Raw genomic sequence first — 22,649 nt, 5'->3', positions numbered from 1 at the left:
TGTGAATTGCTACTATTCTGAAAACAAATCCTAAAAAAATATTGTATGAAAATAATACTAACAAAATTCACAGAATCTGACTTTACCAATTATTTCAAGCTCGTAAATAATGAAAAAGTTATGGAAATGATTACCGAAAGAGCTATTGAATTAGAGGAAGCTAAAAAGGACTTTGAAAAACTAATAGAAAATAACAGGCTTACACCAAGTTTCGGTAACTGCAAAATTCTTAATGAAGACACGAATGAGTTTTTAGGATTAGCTAAACTAAAAATAACAGAAGCTAACACTACTGAAGCTGAATTAGGATATATACTTTTGCCTAAATACTGGGGAAAGGGAATTGCTAGTACTGTTGGAAGAAGATTAATTGAAATAGGTAAAAAACAAAACTCTTTAAAAAGAATTTTTGCAATAATAAACCCTAAAAATATTCCCTCAAGAAAAGTTTTAACAAATAATGGATTCTACTCAAAAGAGTTTAAAGATTTTGACGGATTACCCGGAGAGATACTCGAATTGAATTTATAAATGTGATTTGCATTTATAAATTCTAAAAAGAATATTAATTCATTAATACTAAAAACTAACATTCAACTATTTTTTGAGCAAGAATTAAAACCATACCTTTAGAGTAAATACATACGTAGTTTTAAAATAAATTTTATTTTATGAATAAAAGTGGAATAGCAAAAAAATATCTAGAATACCTAGAAAACGGAAATATAGAAAAGGTTATTGGTTTGTTTAGTAATAACGGAATTGTTGAATCTCCTATCTATGGAATTAAAAAAGCAGATGTGTTTTATCGTGAATTAAATAATGACACTTCTAATTCTGAACTTTTTCTAAAAGGAATTTTTGAACAAAATGATTCTAACAATTTGGCTCTTTACTTTACCTATAAATGGACTTTAAAAAACAATGAAAAAGTAGAGTTTGATGTAGTTGATATTATTGAACTTAACTCTGAAAATAAAATAACGAAGCTAAAAATAATTTACGACACAGTTACTTCTAGAAAGTTAGTCAATAAGTTAAATGAATAAAACCACAATTAGTCATTAAAAATCTTACCTATTAAAGTAATTAAAAATGCTCAATTTTTTAAAGAAGATATTTAGTAAATATACTAAAAAAGGCTCCTTTTTTAGAGCTACGAGCTATGAAATAGATAATATGATTTGTGGAATTGGAGAAGCTAGAATCTTAGAAAATCAAATTGAAGTTTTAGCATACCCATTTAAACCGTCAGTTGTGTTTCCTAATAAAAAAATTAAAGCTGATGAAATAACTGCTATTTGCCATCAATCCTATCCTCCTTTAATTAAAATTGGAGATGAAGTTATATTTATCTCTCGAGAACATACCAAGTCACTTAAAGAGTTTACAGAAAAAAACAACATAGCTACTTTTAAAGAAACAAAAAACTGGAACTGGTTATTAGAACCATACCTAGATACTGCTATTACTCCAGAAGAAGACATTAAGACAACCCAATTACTAAATAGGCATGGTATTTCAACTGCTGAAATAACACAAATAAGAAACGAAATAGGGAAACAAATGTATAAATACAATTACGACACTATGCTTTGGGATTGGTTTAGTTTAGGGTTACCAGATGTTTTAGCTGCTATGAGAGTTAAGTATGATGAAAAAGAATTTGCTGATTTTTATAAAAGAGCAATGGAAATTGAGCTTAGAAATAAAAACAAATAACATGCCCTAACAATGTATGACCGCAACTCCGAGAGGATTCGACTACGTCCGAATCCTCTCGGAATTGTTAACGACAGTACTAAACTAAAATTTAAAGTATATTTAAACCGATAACTGACGGTTATACGAGAGCGTTGTGCGTCAGCTTGAAAAACCGAAATCTAATGGCTATTTATCAATATTATTTAGCAGTCGTTCCGAAGAAAGGAATTCTAAAAAGACACAGACACGATTTGATTCCAAACGAAATTGGAGTTAGTACAGAAACTGGTTTCTTTGAATCTGATGCAGAATTATATTGGAAAGAAATTGATATAAAAGCGGATGAAATAACACCAAAAATTGACTCAATTGTGAAAAGGGTCGATTGGAGTAATAATAAAACCAGCTTCAACTGGAAAACATATTCTGAAACCTTGGACAATGATGCCTTTATTGGGTTAGATGAAAGAACACTCTCAATAACTGAATTTTCCTTTAGAGTTGATTTACGAGAAAACGGATTTACATTCTTGAAAAATATGATTGAATTGGGAAAAGAAAATGACTGGATGTTTATGGACAGAAAAGGTAAATTAATGAACGCTGATGTTGACGAAATTAAAGAAAGTATTCGGAATTCGGATGCCCATAGTTTTTAAAAAAAACCAATTGAGTTTTTAGAAAGTCTTGATAATAAAAATGAATAAAGCCGAACGCACAACATTAGCTATAAATAATTGCTTATTCTCGCCTTCCTCTGAAATTCCCCACAGATTTTCTATTCGGTTTGTTTTTATTAAATTAGGTGTTTAAATACCCAGCTAATCTTATACAAATAGGCTACACTCCTTTATCAAAACAGCAACAATCGGATTGAAAATTAAGTAAAATGAATTGACCTTTGTAGTATGGAAAATATATACCATCACGATATTATTGCAAAAGCAATCAAATTCATCAAAGATCACTACGAAGAACAACCTGATTTAGAGAAAATTGCAAATCATGTAAATTTAAGTAAGTTTCATTTTCAACGAGTCTTTAAAAAATGGGCTGGTATTAGTCCAAAAGATTATGTTCAATTTGTAACATTAGAAAAAGCTAAAGAATTATTGCGAAAAGGTCAATCTACTTTAGAAACCTCATATAATGTTGGGTTGTCAGGAAACAGTAGATTGCATGATTTATTTATTAAAATAGAAGCTTGTACTCCAGGAGAATTTCAAAAAAGAGGAAAAAATTTGAAGTTCTATTTTGGAGAAATTGAAACACCTTTTGGAAGTGCTATAATTATTGAAACCAAAAAAGGGATTTGTAACTTATCTTTTGATAATTTAAGTCTTGAAAAAATTAAGTCTGAATACCATCAGGCAATTTTTACTAAAGAACTACAAAGTAACGGTAAACTTGTTCAAGAATACTTCAAAAACTGGAAAATTCCCACAACTCCAATTAGTTTAGATTTACAAGGTACTCCATTTCAAATTCAAGTTTGGAAAGCCTTACTTCAAATACCTTCTTCAAATTTACTTTCATATAAAGATATTGCCGAAATGATAAGTAACCCCAAGGCTGTTAGAGCTGTTGGCAGTGCTATTGGCAAAAACCCTATTGCCTATTTAATTCCTTGCCATAGAGTTATTAAAAGTGATGGAAATATGGGGAATTATAGATGGAGTGCAGATAGAAAAATAATAATAAATAGTTACGAATCTGTAAAACTATAAAAGAATTTCTCACCAAAGCTACTCCATAAAGCGAAATATTAAAACAGAATCCAACCCTTTAGTAATTTTTCAAAACTAATATCGCAAACTATAAACCTATTTAAAAAATAAAATTATGACTCCTAACTTTAGAATTTCAGCCATAGAAAACACCTTCAATCATTTATTTGACTTAAACACAGAAAAACTTTTATCTAACAGTATTGTAAAAATGACAGTAGATAAAAGCCCTGGTTTTCCTTGCAGAGTAAGCCTTCAAGATGCAGAAATAGGAGAAGAAGTTATATTATTACCCTTTCAACATCATAAAACTAAATCACCTTATCAATCAAGTGGACCTATTTTTGTTAGAAAAAATGCTAAAAACCCAAAATTAGAAGTTAATGAGATTCCAAAATTTCTCAATCATAGATACCTATCTTTGAGGGGATATGATAATGGTGGAATGATACAAGAAATGGATACTTGTAGGGGTGATGATTTAAGAAATAAGATTCAATTATTTTTAAACAATCCTGAAGTATCTTATATACAGATACATAACGCAAGACCTGGATGCTATAACTGTCAAGTAAATAGAGTAACGAAATAAAGCTATGTCATTTTATTCATCAATCTATACCCCAAATTAACATTCTTAAAATAATTTTCACATAATTTTATAACAATTAAATTGCACACAATTTAATTGCACAATATATTTGTACCGTTATTTATAAGTCAATTATGTCAGAACAATTAAAATTAACCAATCAAGTATGCTTTCCGGTTTATACGCTAGCGAAAGAAGTAATTAGTTTATACCGTCCCATACTAAAAAAGCTAGATTTAACATACCCTCAATATTTAGTAATGTTAGTTTTATGGGAAGAAGGTGATCAAAGTGTATCAGAAATAGGTTCTAAACTTAATTTGGACAGTGGTACCCTTACTCCTTTGCTTAAAAGGTTAGAGCATAAAAAACTTATAGAAAGAAAAAGAGAGATAACGGACGAACGCGTTGTGAAAATTAATTTAACAAAACTGGGGGAAAATATCCAAGAAAAAGCAGAATGTGTTCCTGGTCAAATTATGACTTCTCTAAATATTTCTGTTGACAAATTAACAGAACTCAAAAATATAATAGAACATATATTAAATCAGATTAATGGAAAAAATAAAACCAATTTATAATATCAGCGCCAAAGCAACTGGCGGAAGAAACGGACATGTAAAAAGTGAAAACGGAGTTTTAGAACTTGATGTTAGACATCCTAAAGCGCTGGGAGGAGCTAATGACGATTATCCAAATCCTGAAATGCTTTTTGCAGCAGGATATTCAGCTTGTTTTGATAGTGCGTTAAACTTAGTCATCAAAAAATCTAAAATTAATACTGGTACAACTACTGTTAAAGCAACAGTAAGTATTGGTCAAATAGAAAATGGTGGTTTTGGACTTGCAGTAGCATTAGATGTAAATATTCCTGATGTTTCTTTAGAAGAAGCAAAAGCCTTAACCGAAAAAGCTCATAAAGTTTGTCCTTACTCAAATGCTACAAGAGGAAATATTGAAGTAAAATTAAATACAACAAATAATTAAATATTAATATAATGTCATTAATAGAAAATCTTAACTGGAGACATGCTGTAAAAGCTTTTGATCCAAATAAAAAAGTAAGTGAAGAAAATATTGAAAAAATTATTGAAGCTGCTAGATTAGCACCAACCTCATCGGGGTTGCAACAATTTAGAGTTATTTCAATATCAAATCAGGAGGTTAAAGAAAAGTTAGTACAAGGAGCTTTAAACCCTGATTCTATGAAAGACTGTTCGCATGTGTTAGTTTTTGCTGCTTGGGATAACTATACGGCTGAAAGAATAGACAAAGTGTTTGACTATACTACAGACGAAAGAGGATTACCTAGAGGTAGATTTAGTAGTTATACGGACATGCTTAAAAAAGTGTATTTAGATCTTCCTGATGAAGTTAATTTTGCACACACATCAAGACAAACTTATATTGCTTTAGGGTTAGCTTTAGCACAAGCTGCAGAGTTAAAAGTAGACACTTGTCCTGCTGAAGGATTTGACAATAAAGTAGTTGATGAAGTTTTAGAATTAGATAAAATGGGCTTAAAAAGTGTATCACTAATGTACATTGGTTATGCCGACGATGAAAAGGACTGGATTAAACCAATGAAAAAAGTTAGAATTCCTAGAGATGAATTCGTTATTGATGTAAAATAGTACAGCAATAAACACTGTTTTATTAAAAAAGTAAAACACTCAACAAAATGCTTTTCTTACAGCTTTGCCTGTTTATAGAAAAGCATTTGTTTTTTTATTAATGTAAAATCCATACTTCATTTTAAAATGAAGTAGAATATAAAAGCGTCATGTACTTTTACACTCTAACAAACAATAAGTAACTATGAACGCTATAGAAAATATACTATTAAACTTTTCAGAAACAAGAAGACGAAGTATAAAACTGTGGAAAGGGATTCCTGATGAATTTTTAAACTGGAAACCTGATTCAGAAGCTTTTTCGATTATCGAAATGATAAGACACACTCTAGAAGGTGAACATTTATTTCATACAATTATTAAAAACAGAGGTGATTTAGGCGACTATAAATCTCCTTGGGAAAATTTAGCATACTCAGATTTAAAAAATGAGCTTAGCTTTGCTGAAAAATATCATAACAGTTTTATAGAGATGATAAAAACACTTAATGAAGCTGATTTAGAGAATATACGCATTGAACGAAAAGAAGTTAATCAAAGTAAAACATTAGGAGATTATTTAAACAGAATGGTGTATCATGAAGCTGTTCATACTGGTCAACTATTAGGTTATTTAAGAACACTTGATGTTGAACGACCTTTAATATGGGATTAAAACATTATAAAATTTACTACTATCGAAGAGTTAGAACATCAGTTTAGTAAAATCGCTGCTATTTTAGGAGATAAGTCTCGCGCTATCATGTTGTGGAATTTACTAGACGGTAGAGCCTACACTGCTACAGAATTAGCAACAAGTGCTAATATATCGTTGCAATCGGCAAGTAATCATTTAAAAAAATTGGTTTCAGCAAACATCTTATCAGTTGAAAAACAAGGAAGACATCGCTACTTTAAATTTACTAACGAAGAAGTTGCACGGGTTATAGAATCAATGGCAAGTTTAATCTCTATAGATAACGATTACAAGAAAATTAAAACTCCTAAATTAAATAACTTCACATACGCTAGAACTTGCTATGATCATTTAGCAGGCAGCCTTGGTGTAAAAATGACAACTTCTTTATTAAACAATAAAATCATTAAAACTTCTGATAAAAATTATGTTGTTACTAAATATGGAGAAGAATGGTTTAATGAAGTTGGAGTAAATATTAATGCTATCCAGCAGAAAAAACGTTCTTTTGCTCATCAATGTTTAGATTGGAGTGAAAGAAAGCATCATATTGCAGGAGCATTGGGAGCTTCTCTTCTCGAAGTAATTATTAAAAAAGATTGGTTACGTAAAAAACCAAATTCTAGAGAAGTTATTATTACCTCTATTGGTAGAATAGAATTAAAAAATAGGCTAAATTTAGAGGTGTAAAAATATCATTATCCTTGAAAAAGCTACTCTACATACTACTCTTTTTTCAACTTTCAGTTCAAGCACAACAAATATTATTTGTTGGAAATAGTTTAACCTATACGAACAACATGCCTAAAATGTTAGAGTATATTGGAAAACAACAAGGAATTACTATTAAAACCAAAAGCTTATGTTTTCCTAACTATGCTATTATTGATCATATTAACGACGGAAAACTTCAAAAACTATTAGCAAAAAAACAATTCGATTATCTAGTTATTCAACAAGGTCCTTCCTCACAAGCAGAAGGAAGAAGAATGCTAATACAAGACGGAGCGACAATAAAAGCTCTTTGTGAGCAATACAACACTAAACTTAGTTACTTTATGGTATGGCCATCCGTTAGATATTACCATACTTTTGATAAAGTAATAGAGAATCACAAATCTGCCGCCAAACAGAACGATGCTTTTTTGTTTCCTGTGGGAAATATATGGAAAGAATATAACACTTATAAAGGTAAAGAGTCTTTATACAGTTTAGATAACTTCCATCCTTCTACTGCTGGAAGTTTTGTAGCTGCTCTTACTATTTTTCATCAATTATATCCAACAAAAAACCTTCAACAACTCCCTTTTAAAAAGTATAAAAAATGGATAGCTGATGAAGATTCTTTTAACTTATTAATTCAGTTAGTACAAAAGTATTAGGACTTCATACATTTTTTCAGTACCTGTTCTGCTCTTTGTACATTAAACTTAGGATAAAATTTTTCTTTTATTTTTTCTTCCTTTCCTAACTCAATAGCTCTTTTTACGTTATTACAAAAAGGCTCTGTAGATTGTCCAAAAAAACGAGCTGCTCCCATATCTGATTCTGCCTTACTTAAAATAACTCTCGGATTATTAGGAGCTATTTTCAATGCTTTTTCATACAACGCTGCATTTTTCATCGACATAGTCATCCCGTACTTCTGTCCATCAAAAGCCATATATGAAACATGTAATAATGCCTGTGTAATTAATATTTCCGGATTTTCTGGTGAAATAGATTTTGCAGTATCTAAAAACTCTTGTGCCTTATTTAATTTGGCAATTAACGATGCTTCTTCTTTTATTTGAAAACTCTCTAAGATGTTAATCATCCCTGCATAATAAGACGGTAACCAGTTGTCTTTTTCAGCTTTAGAAATTCGCTCGAATAATTGAGCTGCCTCCGTTGTTTTATTCACTTTCCAAAGCTCAAAGGCTTTTGCCATTCCTTTTTCATATTTATCTTGTGCTGATATACTTACTGTAAATACTAATACTAAAACTGTAATAATTTTCTTCATGTTAATTGATTTTAATTAATGCTTCAAATATCTTTTTATTGTTATTATTTATATAAAATACTATACTGAACTGTTGCTTTTTATAACTGAATTGTCATTGTTTAAAGGTTATTTAACTGGTTATCTTTTTTATTATCACTTATCGTCCAAAAGAATCCAACAAAAAAGAAACTATCAGCCGATGGTATTATAGCTTGTCGATTGTAAGTCCCTACTGAGTTTGGTGTGTTTTTATAATTATACCCAAATACGTTCTGCGTACCTAAAACATTATTTACCGAGAAATACAGTATTTTTTGTTGGCTAATTAGGTATGCCCAATTCAAGCTTACAGAATTATAATTCTTTGTTTTTTGGTTTAAAAACCCACCTTTATTAGGATTTGTATAACTTCTACCTGAAGCAAAATTATAACTCATCCCAATTTGACTTTTCCAATCTTCTATCCAATGTTTTGCTACGACCGATAAGTTGTGTTTTGATGCAAAATTTGGTGTAGCTTTTGTTGAGTAATTTTTATAATCTCTTTCTGTATCTAAAAACGAATAAGAAACCCAATAATCTGTGTTTTTTATATTTATATTATCTCTCCAAAAAACATCTATTCCTTTAGAAAATCCTTCTCCTAAGTTTGAGTAATTAGAATATGGCAACGCTCTATTAGTATCATATTTTACTAAATCTTGATACTTTTTATAATACCCTTCTATTCTTAAAATCTGTTTGTTTTTTACATACTGATAATTTGCTATAAAATGAGAAGTGTTTTCTGCTTTAAATTGTGTATTAAATTTTAAGTACTCATTCTTAGGGTTTTGATAAAAACGTCCGTAAGCAAATGAAAACTGTGCATTTTCTCCTGATTTGTATGCTATAGAAGCTCTTGGAGAAACTGTAAATTCATCTAACAACTCAGAGTTTTCTATACGCACTCCTACTTTTGTTGCTAGTTTCTTAGAAAAGAAGATATCTGCTTCAACAAAACTTCCAAAGATATTATTATTAAATCCATAAGTAGCATTCCCATTCGTTTCACTGTTATAATCTTCAGAAAAATCAGTTATAAAATATTCTGCTCCAAAACTTAATTTAAATCGATTTGAAAACCTCTTTTTTAATGTTGCTTTAACATGAGCTGAGTTTTCATTATCTACAACCTTATCATCTAGTATATTCATTTTTGAATTATCGTTAGTAAACGATGCTCCTCCTAAGACTGTCCAATTATTAGCTAGATGTTGTTTATAAGATCCATTGAAATACAAGTTTCTATTTTTTAATCCAAAACGAAATCCATCTTCATAATTAATATCCTCTTGAAACATATCAAAATCAGTATAACTATAAGCTCCATACAACTTCAACAAAGACTCATTTTTAAATCTAAAACGATATACAGCTTCACCATTTAATGATTGTACTGGTTTTTTCCAAGTATTCCTATCGGGAAATAATTTTTGATAAGGTGCTAAATTGATGTATGAAGCGTTTACACTTAGTGAATTTTTTCCAAATACCTGAGTATTTCCTACTCCTAAACCAACCGTCATTAATGAGATATCAGTTTTTTCTTTTATTGCTTCGTCATTCGTGTTTAATAATAAAACACTCGATAGCGCTTGACCGTATTCTGCTGAATAACCTCCTGTAGAAAATGTAATTCCTTTAAATAAAAAAGGAGAAAATCGTCCGCGGGTAGGAATGTTACGCGCAGAAGGACTGTACGGTGTAAATACTCGAATTCCATCAATAAAAATTTGTGTCTCGTCTGCCTCTCCTCCACGAACAAATAAACGCCCATCTTCACTAACCGAGGAAGTACCAGGCAAGGTTTGTAGTGCACCAACAAAATCTCCCAAAGCGCTTGCTGTTGTTACTACATCTAAAGGTTTTAACGCTGTTACTTTGGCATTATCTCCTGCTTCAAAAGTTCCTGCATTTATATTTACAGCATCTAATGTATTAACATCTTCTCGAAGTACTATTTTTAAGTTTTTGAACATTGAAACATTCGCCGTTTTTATATACGTTTCAAATGAAATAAAAGACACCGTTAATGTTTGTTGTCCTTTCTCTGAAGTTTTAAATGAGAAATTTCCTTTTTCGTCAGATGAAGTTCCGTCGTAAGTTCCCTCTAAATATACATTTGCTCCTTCAATAGGATTACCTTTAGTATCCGTTATTTTTCCTGAAATAGTTGTTTGTGCAATTAATAGTGTATGCATTAAAAAGCATATAGCAAGTAATAAATGTTTCATTCTGTTTGTTTTTGACACCACAAAACTGCTTTCTTTTTAAACTTCAACACAAAAAGAAATACTCAACTGTATAATTTTACGGATGAATTGTTTTACGCATCAAAACTAAAACTACTTAACTATCTTCATTTTACCTTTCTTGCTTTTGATTATTCAAATCTTGCTAAATTTTAATACCTAACACTTACAATACTTTTGATAATGTTGTACTTTTACATAGTATAAATTAACAAGAATGGCACACGATTTAAGTGACTATAGAAAATCTTACGAAAAAAGAGAGTTACTAGAGAATAACTGTCCTGAAAATCCTATTGAATTATTTAGGGATTGGTTTTTTACTGCAGATGAATCTGAAATGGTAGATGAAGCAAATGCTATGACAATTGCATCTATTGGATTAGATGGTTTTCCAAAAAGTAGAGTTGTTTTATTAAAGAAATATACATGGGAAGGCTTTATTTTTTATACCAACTATAATTCAGAAAAAGGAAAGGCTATTTTAAATAACAACCATGTGTGTTTATCATTTTTCTGGTCTGGTTTAGAACAACAAATTATTATTAAAGGGAAAGCTGAAAAACTTGCTGAGAATTTATCTGATGGTTATTTTGAATCGAGACCAGACGGAAGTAAATTAGGAGCTTGGGCTTCTAATCAAAGTGAAGTAGTAACTTCTCGCAATGAGCTAGATAACAATCTTACTTCCTTTGAAAAAAAGTTTGAAAATCAAGAAATACCTAGACCAAAACATTGGGGTGGTTTTCTAGTTAAACCTGTTTCTATTGAGTTTTGGCAAGGACGACCTAACCGTATGCACGATCGTATTAGATATACTTTACAAAAAGATTTTTCTTGGAAACTTGAACGTTTAGCTCCTTAGTTTTATATTTACATAGCATTTTATAATTAAATGAAAACACTTTATATCGTTCGTCACGCGAAATCATCTTGGAAATATGAGAGCGTTAAAGATATTGACAGACCATTAAAAGAGCGTGGTATTAACGATGCCCATCTTTTATCTAAGTACCTAGCGGGAGAAATACAAAGACCCGATGTATTTCTTTCTAGTAGTGCCAATAGAGCACTTCATACGGCTGTTATTTTTTGTGAGAACTTTGGATATCCTTTATCCAATCTTAAAATAAAACGCCAGCTGTATAGCTTTAGTGATGGATACTTGGTAAAAACTGTAAAGGCACTTGATGATAGCTTTAACAGTGCTATTGTATTTAGTCACGATCACGGTATTAATAGTTTTGTTAATAAATTTGGAAATAAGCCTATTGCCCACGTAAGTACTTGTGGCGTTGTTGGAATAGAGTTTGATACTAAACATTGGAAAGACATTAAAAAAGGAAACACAGTTTTAGTAGAGTTTCCTAAAAACCATAGATAAATCAATACATTTTGAAGATAAAAAAGTACGGCGCTATTGATATTGGATCTAATGCAGTGAGGTTATTAGTAGCCAACGTTATTGAAGAAAAAAACAAAGAACCACAGTTTAAAAAATCATCCTTAGTTCGCGTGCCTATTCGTTTAGGAGCTGACGCTTTTGTTTCTGGAAAAATTTCAGAAGCTAATACACAAAGAATGCTTGATGCAATGCAAGCTTTTAAATTGATCATGAAAATTCATGGTGTTGAAAGGTACAAGGCCTGTGCAACATCGGCTATGCGAGAAGCAGAAAATGGTGAAGAAGTTGCTGCTACTATTTTTAAAAATACTGAAGTTAAAATTGATATTATTGATGGTAAAAAAGAAGCTGCAATAATCTCATCAACTGATTTAAATCAATTAATAAAATCTGAATCTACCTACTTATATGTAGATGTAGGTGGTGGTAGTACAGAGTTTACCTTATTTTCTAAAGGAAAAATTATAAACTCTAAATCCTTTAAAATAGGTACAGTTCGTGTACTTAACAACACCAAACCTGAAAATAAAGCACTTTTTAAAAAGGTTCAAAAATGGATTGAAGAAAATACAAGCGAATACAAACGTATTTCTTTAATTGGTTCTGGTGGAAACATCAACAAGCTATTTAAAATGTCTGGTAGAGATGCTGGTAAACCTATTTCTTATATTTATCTTAACGCTCAATATCAGTTCTTAAAAAAGATGAGTTATCAAGAACGAATTTCAGAGTTAAGTTTAAATCCTGATAGAGCTGATGTAATTATTCCTGCTACAAAAATATACTTATCTGCCATGAAATGGAGCGGAGCAAGAAAAATATATGTTCCTAAAATTGGACTTTCAGACGGAATCATAAAAAGTTTATATTTCAATAAGCTTTAACTTTATTTGTGACTCTTTTAATATTATAGTGTCATATAATAGGTAATTAGAGTTTTCTCTTATTTACTATGAATACTCTAACAAGTAATCAAAAAATAAAACCGAGCTATACAGCTCGGTTTTTTATTTTACATAAGAATTTAAATTTTCTATACTCATCATTGGCGAGAATTCAGTTAAACTATATTCAGCTAATCCTTTAACTATTAAAGGATCTTTACTTAATATTTCAATGACCTCTTCTTTTGTACATGAATTAGACAATACTATTCCTCCTTCACGTGGTACTTTGGGTCCACCAATAATAAACTTACCTTTTTCATATTGTTCAGCTACATAATCTCTATGTGATTCTGTGTATTTATTAACCTCTTCTATAGGTTTAATAAAGTTAAAGTTGATTATAAACATATCTGTTTTTAGTTAAATTTTTCTGACCATTTTGACGACCATTCTCTTAAAGGCTCAAACAGAACAAATAGTTCTTCTCCTATATCTGTTAGCTTATATCCCTCTACAACTCTTTCTATGATAAAGGTTTTCTGAAGTTCTTTTAGCCTTGTATTTAAAGTTGTAGGAGAAATATCATCACAGAGTTTCTCTAAATCACTAAATGATTTTGGAGCATCATTTAAATACCAAATGATACTCATTGTCCAATTACGTCCTAACAAATCAAAAAGTGCCATAATAGGTTTTCCTGATTTAGAACCTCTTACTGATTTTCCTGGTTTGGGTATATTCATATTGCTTTCAAAACTACAATTTTTGTAGTTAACTACAAAAATTGTAGTAATTATTTTTAAAATAAAGCCGAATAAATAATTCATTCGGCTTTGTTTAATAATCAGAAGACTATTTATTTTCTTCTTAGTTGAATTTTATCTGTCTTTAACTCTTTTTGTATCCAGCTTCTTAATTCATTTTCATTTTTCACAATGACAGAGTCTTTTAGTTTTGTATTCCATTTTACAGAAACTACAGTAGTTGTGTCAACTTTTATAAAATCACTTGATGATAATACTTTAGCTAAACTCATTTCTTTTATATCATTAAATCGAATTTTTGCTTCTGTACTAATTTTACTAAAAGGAATTGAGTTTTTATCCCTGTATAAAGCATCTTGTTCAATGGTTTGATTTAAATTAGAAATTGTTCTTTTTAAATCATCAATCTCCATGTGAAGACCTTTTATAACATTATCTTTTTCATCTAACTCTTTTACTGCCCTATCGTACGCATCTACTACCCTATCAACACTTTTTGCTTTGTTTTCATTTATTACCAGAGAATAAGAGTCTATTTTAGGGAAGGTTTTTAATTCATTTCTCAAAAAAGATTCCGTTGCATCGCTTACATCACCGTTAAAAAATAATTTTATTGTTTTTTCTTTAACTTCTAGCTTTTCACGCTGTAACCATAAGTTAGGGTTATCATATACTTTCGCTTTTAAAAACCTTTTATAGCTTGCATCAATTACACTTTCATTATATACTCCTACGAAAGTAAACACAGCAGGAACCATTACTAAAAAGGCAATAAAAGATGCTATTTGTGCTATTCTTTTACGTTTAGCAGAATTTACATAACGAATCATTGTAAACCCTAATAACTTCAACACTAAGAAGGTTGCTAAAGCAATAAAAATGGTGTTGATTGTAAATAAATACATCGCACCAAGAAAGTAGTCAAAATTACCTATTGCTAAACCATACCCTGCTGTACACAATGGTGGCATTAATGCTGTTGCAATTGCTACACCAAAAATTACAGAAGCAATCGTTCCTTTTTTAGTTCGTGCAATAATTAATGCTAAACCACCAAAGAAAGCAATTAACACATCTCGAATATCAGGTCTTACTCTACCTAATAACTCTGAAGTTTCTTCACGAAGTGGAAATATAAAAAAGAATAAAAACGCTGTTAATAAACTTAACACAATCATTGTAGCTAGGTTTGTTAACGATTTGCGTAATGTATCAATATCGTTAATAGCAATTGACATTCCTACTCCTAAAATAGGTCCCATTAAAGGAGATATTAACATGGCTCCAATTACTACTGCTGTTGAATTTGCATTTAACCCAATAGACGCCACAAAAATAGAACATATTAAAATCCACGCTGTGGCTCCTTTGAAAGAAATATCGCTTTTTATTGCTTCTATTGTTGCCTCTTGGTCTGTATCATCTCTAAAATCAAGAAGTTCTAATATAAACTTCTTTATCTTTTCCCATAAACCTTTTGCATCCTGCTGTATCTCCTGCTTTGACTGCTCTGCAGCTTCTTCTTGTTTATTTTCTTCCATAAATTTTGATTTTTGTTAACTCTGGAAAGATACGAAATTCCCAAATTAGAAAAGATATAAAAAACGCTTGAAGATTCTGAACCTTCAAGCGTTTTATATACTCTTAAAAAGTTTTTCTTATTTAATACCTAGCTTGTTTTTCAATTTTGGTGAAATTCCATCTTTATGTAATAAAACAGATATTGTTTTTAATTTGAAGTAAGGAACTGACATATACACATACCCCTGATTTCCTTGATTTTTACCCCAAGAATTCTTTACTTTAAAATAGGTGTTTCCTTTTTGGTCTTTTACCAAACCTACAATATGCATTAAGTGATCATCGGTTGTGTTAAAATTTTCAAATTCTGTTTGACGTAAACTTGGTGTAATTGTTTTTTCTTCTACAATTTCTGTCAACGCTTTTTTATTTTCTGTACTACTCGCAGGAATTACAGCAACTCCACTTTTTGATGAAAATGTTTTTTCTGAAACATCACAGTCTAACTCTACTGTATATCCTTTTTTAATAGCTTCTTCTGTTACAGCTACTAATTCGTCTAAAGAAACATTATAAAATGCTCCATTTGAAAAATTATCAGGAATGTTTAAAATGAACTGATCGTATTTTTTTGCATGCTTAAAAGAACTAATCGTTACATAGTTTGAAGGATCTATTTTTACATATTCTGCAAACGATTTAGGAGTATATTTTTTTCCTTTGAAAGTGAACTCTTCTTTATTTTTTCCTAAATACACATCTAAAACACTTTCTACCGATTGCTTCCATTTTGGACTTAATTCTCCTGCTGGGTTTTTAATGTAAGCATCTAACATCGATTTTAACACCGCAATCATTTCAGCGTGATTATGTCTGTCTTGCCCAAGATCTAAACCAGTAAAAACTTGCTCAGGTACTAATCCGTATTTTTCTACTGAATTAATTACATCGTGCGCTAAACCTCCTTCGCTAAATTGTGCTTTTCCTTGACGGTATAAATAATTATTTGCTTTATCTGAATACGTATTACGAACCGTGTACATTTCAGATAAATCAATGTTTTTACCTGTTAATCTGATAATTTCTGATTCTAAAAAAGAGGTTGTAGAAAAACTCCAACATGTTCCTGTTCTTCCTTGACTTTTAACTTCTGTATCTTCAATATCTTTTACTGTTGAAAACTGATACTTTTGTGCTGAAGTTGAAGTTATACTTAAAAAAGTTAATACCGCTCCTAATAGAATTTTTTTCATGTTTAAAAATCTTATGATAATTTAAGCAAGCAATTTACTCTTTTTAAAAGATTATTAAACTTCAAAAGTGTTAAAAATCTACTATAACGCCAATACGTGGTAAAGCTCTTCCTGTTGTACTTTCTATTTCCTCTAGTAAATACCTTGAACTATCATTAGGATCGGTTACTCTACCATTTCCATCTTCAATAGGTAATAAAAATGGTTGCTGTTTAGAGCTACTAGCATATATATTTTGAACATCTAAATATAGGTTTATGGCTGCTTTTTTTAAGAACCATGTTTTATCTACACGTATATCTAGTTGTGTATACGTATCTAATCTTTCTGTATTAAGTTTGGTATAATCTAAAATTCCGCCGTTTTGCACATCGTAATTATCTTTTAAAGAAGAAGCACCTAAATCATATGGTGTATAAGGTTTACCACCAACTAATCGAAACTTAGTTCCTATTTCCCAATTTCTGTTTAGTTTTTTTCCTGCTGTAATTGTTAACAAGTGTTTATTATCCCATGTTGAAGGAATATATCCACCTTGTGCATCTTTAAACTCACTTCTTACAAAGGTATACGACGCTATTCCATACAGTCCGCTATATGATTTTTTCTGTGCTAATAACTCGAATCCATACGCTCGCCCTTCAGATGTTGAACTCACTGCTTCATTTCCTATAATGCCAAAGTCAGCGCCTAGGTTTGCTAAACTTATCTGATTTCTTAACGAGAATGGATAGTCTTTATATCCTTTATAAAACCCTTCAAAAGTAACTTTTGAACTTGTATTAGGCTTATAACTTAATCCACTTACAAAATGATCTGATTGTATATACTTCAATCCATTTTTGTTCTCAAATTCGCCTATATCGTTTTTATATCCTAATACTGTATAAGACGGTAATTGATAGTAACGACCTACTGAAGAACTCACCATCCATTTTTCAGACAAATCATAGCTCAACGACAATCGTGGTGAAAATTGATTGAACGGATTTTTCATTTCTGAATTATAATCTATCCCATCCATTCTAAAGCCAAAAGAAACTCCTAATTTTTCATCTAAATATCTTTTTGATACTTGTCCGAAAACTCCATATTTAACAAAATCAATCGCTGAATTAAAATCGTAGATGGTTACTCCATCTGAATTAGCATTTTTCTGATAATTACTATTCGTATATCTTGCTGTTTCTAAATTAAAACCTAGATTAAAATCAATCTTATTGCCACTTTCAAAACTGTTTTCATATCGTAACTTATTCTCTATTTCTTTTGATGAATAATCTAACAATAAATTCACTGGTATTTCTTCATTTAAAAAATATTTTACCGCCTTGTTTTTCCATTCATTTCGACTAAGCACAACTAAGTGTGTGGAGTTTGGTGCAAAATACTTGTAACTGGCTCCTACAGTATAATTCCATTGACTATTTACTGGTACTGAATTAAGTATAACTTTATTCCTTTTAATGGTTTCTAGGTCTGTTTCACCATCATTTACCTCTTTATTTATTTCAAAATCATCAATAGCCCCCAAAGCAACTATTGATAATTCACTGTTTTTTGATAATTGTGATTTAACATTTACTTGAAAGTCGCTATATGTTGGTAAAAAAGGAAGTTTTATCAACTTAAATAAAAACTGTAAATACGATTGTCGAGCAGAAAAAATAAAGGTTGTATTCTTCCCTAATGGACCATCTAAGGTAATTCCTGCGTCTGAAGTTCCAATAGTTGCTCTTGTGTTTAGTGAATTTGGATTTCCTCTTTTTTGAGTAAACTCTATAACAGAACTTAAAGAGTTACCTCTATTTGCAGGAAAAGCACTTGAATAAAAATCTACCTTACGAATTAAATCTGCATTCATAATTCCTACCGGTCCACCAGTTGCCCCTTGAGTTTGAAAATGATTTATTACAGGAACTTCAATTCCATCTAAATAAAACTTATTTTCAGAAGTTGCTCCTCCTCTAATAATAATATCATTTCTAAATCCAGGATTGGAGGCTACTCCAGGAAAAGATTGAATAACCTTTAAGACATCTCTATTTCCTCCCGGGTTCTTTTCTATTTCTGCTATTCCTAAACTTTGAAGTGATAATGGGCTATCTACAGACTCTTTAAATAGTGGTGCTTGTATTTGAACTTCTTTTAACTGTGTTGCATCTTCAATCAACTCTAGGGTTATATATGGCGAATTATCTTTAGTAACTAAATACTCATCAGAAATTAACGTCTTATAGCCGACAAACGAAGCCTGTATTTTATTATACCCCAAAGGAACATTATTCAATACAAACTCTCCTTTTTCATTTGAAACTGCTCCTATTTTTGTTCCATATACCAAAACATTAACAAAAGGAAGTACTTCTCTTGTTTTAGAATCAATAACCTTTCCTGAAATTCCTCCTTCATTTTGAGACACTCCAGTAAACGACTGAAGTAAAACCAAGATTATCAACACTTTTCTCATATCAAAACATTTAAGACTTAACAAAAATACATATTTTGTTTAACAAAAAACAAAAAAAGATAAACAAAAATATATTAGAAACAAAAAAACTCAATCGTTATGATTGAGTTTTCGTGGGGAGAGCAGGATTCGAACCTGCGAAGTCGTAAGACAACGGAGTTACAGTCCGTCCCATTTGGCCGCTCTGGAATCTCCCCAAAGCTTTTAAAAAAAGCTTCTCAGTAAAATCGAGAAGCTTTACTAGTGACCGGGCTGGGGCTCGAACCCAGGACCCTCTCCTTAAAAGGGAGATGCTCTACCAACTGAGCTACCCGGTCATTTTTTGCTTTTGCTTTTCTGCGTTTGCGGGTGCAAATATAGAAGGTTTTATTGTTCCCACAAACATTTTTTAGAAGTTTTTTTGAAAAATTTTTAATGTTTTTTGTTACCTATTAATTAACAGAAAGTTACCTAAAGATCATTTAAGTATGCTTTTCTAACTTTTTTAAATAAATTTGATGAATACACAAAATCTACCACTGCTTCATTATCTGTTTTGAAGATTTCTTTGTGAGATCCTTCCCATGCTTTTACTCCATTTTTGAGAAAAACAATCTTATCTCCTATCTCCATCACCGAATTCATGTCGTGTGTATTTATAACTGTGGTAATTTTATATTCATCCGTAATTTCTTGAATTAGGTTATCTATAACAATAGATGTTTGTGGGTCTAATCCAGAATTTGGCTCATCACAAAATAAATATTTAGGATTCATTACAATCGCACGAGCAATTGCTACACGTTTTTGCATTCCTCCTGATAATTCTGCTGGAAACTTTTTATTAGAGTTCTCTAAGTTTACACGTTTTAAAACAAAATTTACCCTATCTAACATTTCACTTTCAGGCTGCTTTGTAAACATTTTTAAAGGAAACATTACATTTTCTTCTACTGTTTGCGAATCGAACAATGCACTTCCTTGGAATACCATTCCTAATTCTTGACGGAATTGACGTTTGTCTTCTATCGTCATATCAATATTGGCTAGTCCATCATACACAATTGTTCCTTCCTCTGGTGTGTGTAAACCAATTAACGATTTTAAAAACACTGTTTTCCCAGAACCACTCTGTCCAATAATCAAACTTGTTTCTCCTGGTTTAAATGAGGTTGTAATTCCTTTTAAAATCTCAACACCATTAAATCCTTTATGTAAATTATTTACTTTTATCATTAGGTTAATAACATTTGAGTTAAGAAATAGTTGGCTATTACAATAAGTACAGTTGTCCAAACAACCGACTGTGTACTTGCCTTTCCAACTTCTAATGAACCTCCTTTTACATAGTATCCGTGATATGAAGGTACTGTAGCAATTAAAAATGCAAAAACTACTGTTTTTACCAATGCATAAGTTATAAGGAACGGATCAAAATCTAATTGAACTCCTTCAATATAATCTGCGCCTGAAAACAGACCAGATAAAACTCCTGCTACCCATCCCCCAAAAATCCCTAAGAACATTCCTAAGATTATTAAAAAAGGATAAAAGAAAACGGTTGCTATTATTTTTGGCAACACTAAATAATTTAGTGAGTTAATACCCATTACCTCTAAGGCATCAATTTGCTCAGTTACACGCATTGTTCCTATACTTGAAGTTATATACGAACCTACTTTACCTGCTAAAATAATAGAACAAAATGTAGGTGCAAACTCCAAAATTACAGATCGTTTTGCTGCAAAACCAATCAACGATTTTGGTATAAACGGACTTTCTAAGTTCAACGCAGTTTGTAGAGCGATTACTCCTCCAATAAAAAATGATATGAAAGCTATAATCCCAATGGATTTATGCCCTAACTCATCTATTTCTCTAAACAAAGCTTCACGAAATACTCTTGCTCTTTGAGGCCTTGAAAAAACCTGTTTTAGCATTGTAAAGTATTTACCTATATGCTCAATGTAATTCATTAAATGAAATATATTTTCTTTTTTGCTAAAGTATTAAAAAACCATTAACTCATCGCCTTATTTACAAGTTTTAGCTTGCTTTTTGTGTACCTTTGAGTTTTAATTTTCAAAAAACAAAATGAGAAAAATAGCTTTTTTAGCAGCTATAATATGTTTAACAAGCTGCTCTGTTAACAAAAAAACAAATACTCAAAAACCAAAACTTGTAGTTGGTGTTGTTATTGACCAAATGCGTTACGATTACCTTACTCGTTTTGCTGATAGATATGGAAATGACGGTTTTAAACGTTTGCTTAGAGAGGGGTACTCTTTAGAAAACGCACACTACAATTACATTCCTACCTACACAGCTGTAGGACATACTTCTATATATACAGGAACAACTCCTACTAATCACGGTATTATTAGCAATCATTGGTACGATAAGTATTTAAAGAAAACCATTTATTGTGTTGATGACAATAACTACAACACAGTTGGTAACGATGGTGAAGGAGGTAAAAAATCTCCTTACAGAATGTTTACTACAACTATGACTGATCAATTAAAATTAGCTCAAAACATGAATGGTAAAACTATTGGTGTTGCTATAAAAGATCGTTCTGCTATTTTACCTGCAGGACATACAGCTAATGCTGCTTATTGGTTTGATGGTGGCGATAAAGGACAATGGATTTCTTCTTCTTTTTATTTAAATGAGTTACCTAATTGGGTACAAGAATTTAATGCTTCTGGAAAAGCAGACGAATACTTAAGTAAGCCTTGGGAAACTTTATATGATATTAGTACCTACAAACAAAGTATAGAAGATGATAATAACTTTGAAGCTACTTTTAAAGGGGAAGAAAAGCCAGTTTTTCCACACGACATTCCAACGTTAAGAAAGAGTAATAATAACTATAGTATTATAAAAGGTATTCCTGCTGGTAACTCTATCACAACCGATTTTGCTAAAGCAGCAATTATTGGTGAAAACCTAGGAAAATCAGCATATACTGACTTTTTAGCGGTTAGTTATTCTTCTACTGATTATGTTGGACATCAATTTGGAGTTGCTTCTAAAGAAATTGAAGACACTTATTTACGCTTAGATCAAGATTTAGCAGAATTATTTAAGTTTTTAGATACACAAGTTGGAAAAGGGAATTATACCTTATTCTTAACTGCAGATCATGCTGCTGTACAAGTTCCTTCATACTTAGAGTCTTTAAAAATACCTGCTGGTTATGTAAAGCCTGTTGCTTTTAAAAACTTTTTAAATGAAATTACCTTAAAGCATTTTAAATCTGACGAAATCATTGAAAATGTTTCTAACTTCCAAGTTTTCTTAAATAAAGATAAGATTAGAGAGTTAAACCTTAACTATGAAAATGTGGCACAAACCATAGCGGATGAAGCCATTAATCATAAAAAGATTTATAAATCGGTAACTGCTAGAACCATGCAGACTACTACTTTTACAAACGGAGTTTTACATGTATTACAAAATGGTTACAATCAAAAGCTTTCAGGTGATGTTATTTTAGTACCTAATCCATCAACTATTGCAAGTAGTTCTAGAAAAGGAACCACTCACGGTTCTGGGTACTCATACGACACGCATATTCCTATGATTTTCTATGGAAACGGAATTAAACACGGTGTTTCTAAAAAGAAATATGAAATTGTAGATATAGCTCCTACCATTTCTAATTTATTACAGATAGAATTCCCTAATGGATGTTCTGGAAAGATTATTGAAGAAGTTCTTGAATAGAAAAACTTAGAAGATGAAAATAGA

General features: G+C 30.9%; 25 protein-coding genes and 2 tRNA genes. 16 read left to right on the top strand and 11 right to left on the bottom strand.

Translation table 11 applies throughout. The annotated features are described in order from the left end of the window. The first annotated feature begins 45 nt into the window (after positions 1-45). The 12 genes from C8N27_RS14615 to C8N27_RS14560 all read left to right on the top strand — a co-directional run bounded on the left by C8N27_RS14615 (position 46) and on the right by C8N27_RS14560 (position 7,715). Entirely contained in the window at positions 46-531 is a 486-nt protein-coding gene (locus C8N27_RS14615) for a GNAT family N-acetyltransferase (RefSeq protein WP_121148414.1), read from the top strand. A gap of 140 nt (positions 532-671) precedes the next feature. Beyond that, positions 672-1,049 (top strand): nuclear transport factor 2 family protein, encoded by a 378-nt coding sequence (locus C8N27_RS14610; RefSeq protein ID WP_121148412.1) that lies wholly within the window; start codon positions 672-674, stop codon positions 1,047-1,049. A gap of 46 nt (positions 1,050-1,095) precedes the next feature. Continuing rightward, on the top strand, positions 1,096-1,722 hold the full coding sequence (locus C8N27_RS14605; RefSeq protein ID WP_147431749.1) for a hypothetical protein: 627 nt from the start codon (positions 1,096-1,098) through the stop codon (positions 1,720-1,722). 164 nt (positions 1,723-1,886) lie between these two features. Next, positions 1,887-2,363 carry a hypothetical protein gene (locus C8N27_RS14600; protein ID WP_121148408.1) on the top strand — a complete coding sequence of 159 codons (477 nt, stop codon included), beginning with the start codon at positions 1,887-1,889 and terminating at the stop codon, positions 2,361-2,363. 249 nt (positions 2,364-2,612) lie between these two features. Next, positions 2,613-3,431, top strand: a complete 819-nt coding sequence (locus tag C8N27_RS14595) for a bifunctional helix-turn-helix domain-containing protein/methylated-DNA--[protein]-cysteine S-methyltransferase (protein ID WP_208639326.1) — start codon at positions 2,613-2,615, stop codon at positions 3,429-3,431. A 115-nt stretch (positions 3,432-3,546) separates the two neighbouring features. Then, positions 3,547-4,023, top strand: coding sequence for a DUF1203 domain-containing protein (locus C8N27_RS14590; RefSeq protein ID WP_121148405.1), 477 nt, complete (start codon positions 3,547-3,549; stop codon positions 4,021-4,023). Between the two features lie 134 nt (positions 4,024-4,157). Then, entirely contained in the window at positions 4,158-4,604 is a 447-nt protein-coding gene (locus C8N27_RS14585) for a MarR family winged helix-turn-helix transcriptional regulator (RefSeq protein ID WP_208639325.1), read from the top strand. Next, on the top strand, positions 4,579-5,010 hold the full coding sequence (locus C8N27_RS14580) for an organic hydroperoxide resistance protein (RefSeq protein ID WP_394342571.1): 432 nt from the start codon (positions 4,579-4,581) through the stop codon (positions 5,008-5,010). Before C8N27_RS14585 ends, C8N27_RS14580 begins: the two co-directional genes overlap by 26 nt. Before the next feature lie 11 nt (positions 5,011-5,021). Then, positions 5,022-5,657 carry a nitroreductase family protein gene (locus C8N27_RS14575; protein ID WP_099214121.1) on the top strand — a complete coding sequence of 212 codons (636 nt, stop codon included), beginning with the start codon at positions 5,022-5,024 and terminating at the stop codon, positions 5,655-5,657. A 184-nt stretch (positions 5,658-5,841) separates the two neighbouring features. Continuing rightward, on the top strand, positions 5,842-6,312 hold the full coding sequence (locus tag C8N27_RS14570) for a DinB family protein (protein WP_121148401.1): 471 nt from the start codon (positions 5,842-5,844) through the stop codon (positions 6,310-6,312). 3 nt (positions 6,313-6,315) lie between these two features. Next, positions 6,316-7,023: an ArsR/SmtB family transcription factor gene (locus C8N27_RS14565; protein ID WP_317125081.1), complete on the top strand. Its 708-nt coding sequence runs from the start codon at positions 6,316-6,318 to the stop codon at positions 7,021-7,023. Between the two features lie 14 nt (positions 7,024-7,037). Continuing rightward, complete coding sequence (locus tag C8N27_RS14560) at positions 7,038-7,715, top strand: SGNH/GDSL hydrolase family protein (protein WP_121148395.1); 678 nt, start codon at positions 7,038-7,040, stop codon at positions 7,713-7,715. Here C8N27_RS14560 and C8N27_RS14555 read toward each other — a convergent pair. Continuing rightward, positions 7,712-8,338, bottom strand: a complete 627-nt coding sequence (locus C8N27_RS14555; protein WP_121148393.1) for a tetratricopeptide repeat protein — start codon at positions 8,336-8,338, stop codon at positions 7,712-7,714. The genes C8N27_RS14560 and C8N27_RS14555 overlap by 4 nt on opposite strands. Positions 8,339-8,439: 101 nt before the next feature. After that, a complete protein-coding gene (locus tag C8N27_RS14550) occupies positions 8,440-10,596 on the bottom strand; it encodes a TonB-dependent receptor (protein ID WP_121148389.1) in 2,157 nt (718 codons plus the stop codon). A gap of 235 nt (positions 10,597-10,831) precedes the next feature. Here C8N27_RS14550 and pdxH point away from each other — a divergent pair, with 235 nt between their 5' ends. Genes pdxH through C8N27_RS14535 form a run of 3 tightly spaced genes read left to right on the top strand, consistent with a single transcriptional unit; the run spans position 10,832 to position 12,903 of the window. Continuing rightward, positions 10,832-11,479: a pyridoxamine 5'-phosphate oxidase gene (pdxH, locus tag C8N27_RS14545; RefSeq protein ID WP_099214116.1), complete on the top strand. Its 648-nt coding sequence runs from the start codon at positions 10,832-10,834 to the stop codon at positions 11,477-11,479. 30 nt (positions 11,480-11,509) lie between these two features. After that, the gene (locus tag C8N27_RS14540) at positions 11,510-11,998 is read left to right on the top strand and encodes a SixA phosphatase family protein (RefSeq protein ID WP_099214115.1); all 489 of its coding nucleotides are present in this window, start codon (positions 11,510-11,512) and stop codon (positions 11,996-11,998) included. Positions 11,999-12,006: 8 nt separating this feature from the next. Continuing rightward, positions 12,007-12,903, top strand: coding sequence for a Ppx/GppA phosphatase family protein (locus tag C8N27_RS14535; RefSeq protein WP_099214114.1), 897 nt, complete (start codon positions 12,007-12,009; stop codon positions 12,901-12,903). Between the two features lie 123 nt (positions 12,904-13,026). Here C8N27_RS14535 and C8N27_RS14530 read toward each other — a convergent pair whose 3' ends face one another. From C8N27_RS14530 to C8N27_RS14490, 9 genes are all read right to left on the bottom strand, one after another. Further along, positions 13,027-13,314, bottom strand: coding sequence for a YciI family protein (locus tag C8N27_RS14530; RefSeq protein WP_121148386.1), 288 nt, complete (start codon positions 13,312-13,314; stop codon positions 13,027-13,029). An 8-nt stretch (positions 13,315-13,322) separates the two neighbouring features. Next, a complete protein-coding gene (locus C8N27_RS14525) occupies positions 13,323-13,733 on the bottom strand; it encodes a winged helix-turn-helix transcriptional regulator (RefSeq protein ID WP_241210205.1) in 411 nt (136 codons plus the stop codon). 29 nt (positions 13,734-13,762) lie between these two features. Continuing rightward, complete coding sequence (locus tag C8N27_RS14520) at positions 13,763-15,211, bottom strand: DUF389 domain-containing protein (protein WP_121148384.1); 1,449 nt, start codon at positions 15,209-15,211, stop codon at positions 13,763-13,765. 117 nt (positions 15,212-15,328) lie between these two features. After that, the gene (locus C8N27_RS14515; RefSeq protein WP_121148381.1) at positions 15,329-16,444 is read right to left on the bottom strand and encodes a C1 family peptidase; all 1,116 of its coding nucleotides are present in this window, start codon (positions 16,442-16,444) and stop codon (positions 15,329-15,331) included. A gap of 70 nt (positions 16,445-16,514) precedes the next feature. Continuing rightward, positions 16,515-18,914, bottom strand: coding sequence for a TonB-dependent receptor (locus tag C8N27_RS14510; protein WP_121148379.1), 2,400 nt, complete (start codon positions 18,912-18,914; stop codon positions 16,515-16,517). Between the two features lie 114 nt (positions 18,915-19,028). Then, positions 19,029-19,111 (bottom strand) — tRNA-Tyr (locus C8N27_RS14505). Between the two features lie 47 nt (positions 19,112-19,158). Further along, positions 19,159-19,231: transfer RNA gene (locus tag C8N27_RS14500), tRNA-Lys, on the bottom strand. A 133-nt stretch (positions 19,232-19,364) separates the two neighbouring features. Continuing rightward, a complete protein-coding gene (locus C8N27_RS14495; RefSeq protein WP_099214108.1) occupies positions 19,365-20,129 on the bottom strand; it encodes an ABC transporter ATP-binding protein in 765 nt (254 codons plus the stop codon). After that, positions 20,129-20,869: an MlaE family ABC transporter permease gene (locus C8N27_RS14490; RefSeq protein WP_099214107.1), complete on the bottom strand. Its 741-nt coding sequence runs from the start codon at positions 20,867-20,869 to the stop codon at positions 20,129-20,131. The genes C8N27_RS14495 and C8N27_RS14490 overlap by 1 nt, the downstream gene beginning before the upstream one ends. Positions 20,870-20,987: 118 nt before the next feature. Between C8N27_RS14490 and pafA the strand changes: the two genes are divergently transcribed. Next, positions 20,988-22,625: an alkaline phosphatase PafA gene (gene pafA, locus C8N27_RS14485; protein ID WP_121148376.1), complete on the top strand. Its 1,638-nt coding sequence runs from the start codon at positions 20,988-20,990 to the stop codon at positions 22,623-22,625. The last annotated feature ends 24 nt before the right edge of the window (positions 22,626-22,649 follow it).

The organism is Tenacibaculum discolor, from assembly GCF_003664185.1.
Taxonomy (GTDB): domain Bacteria; phylum Bacteroidota; class Bacteroidia; order Flavobacteriales; family Flavobacteriaceae; genus Polaribacter; species Polaribacter discolor.
Note: the sequence above shows the minus strand (reverse complement) of the source record. Positions and strands in the feature narration are given on the sequence as shown.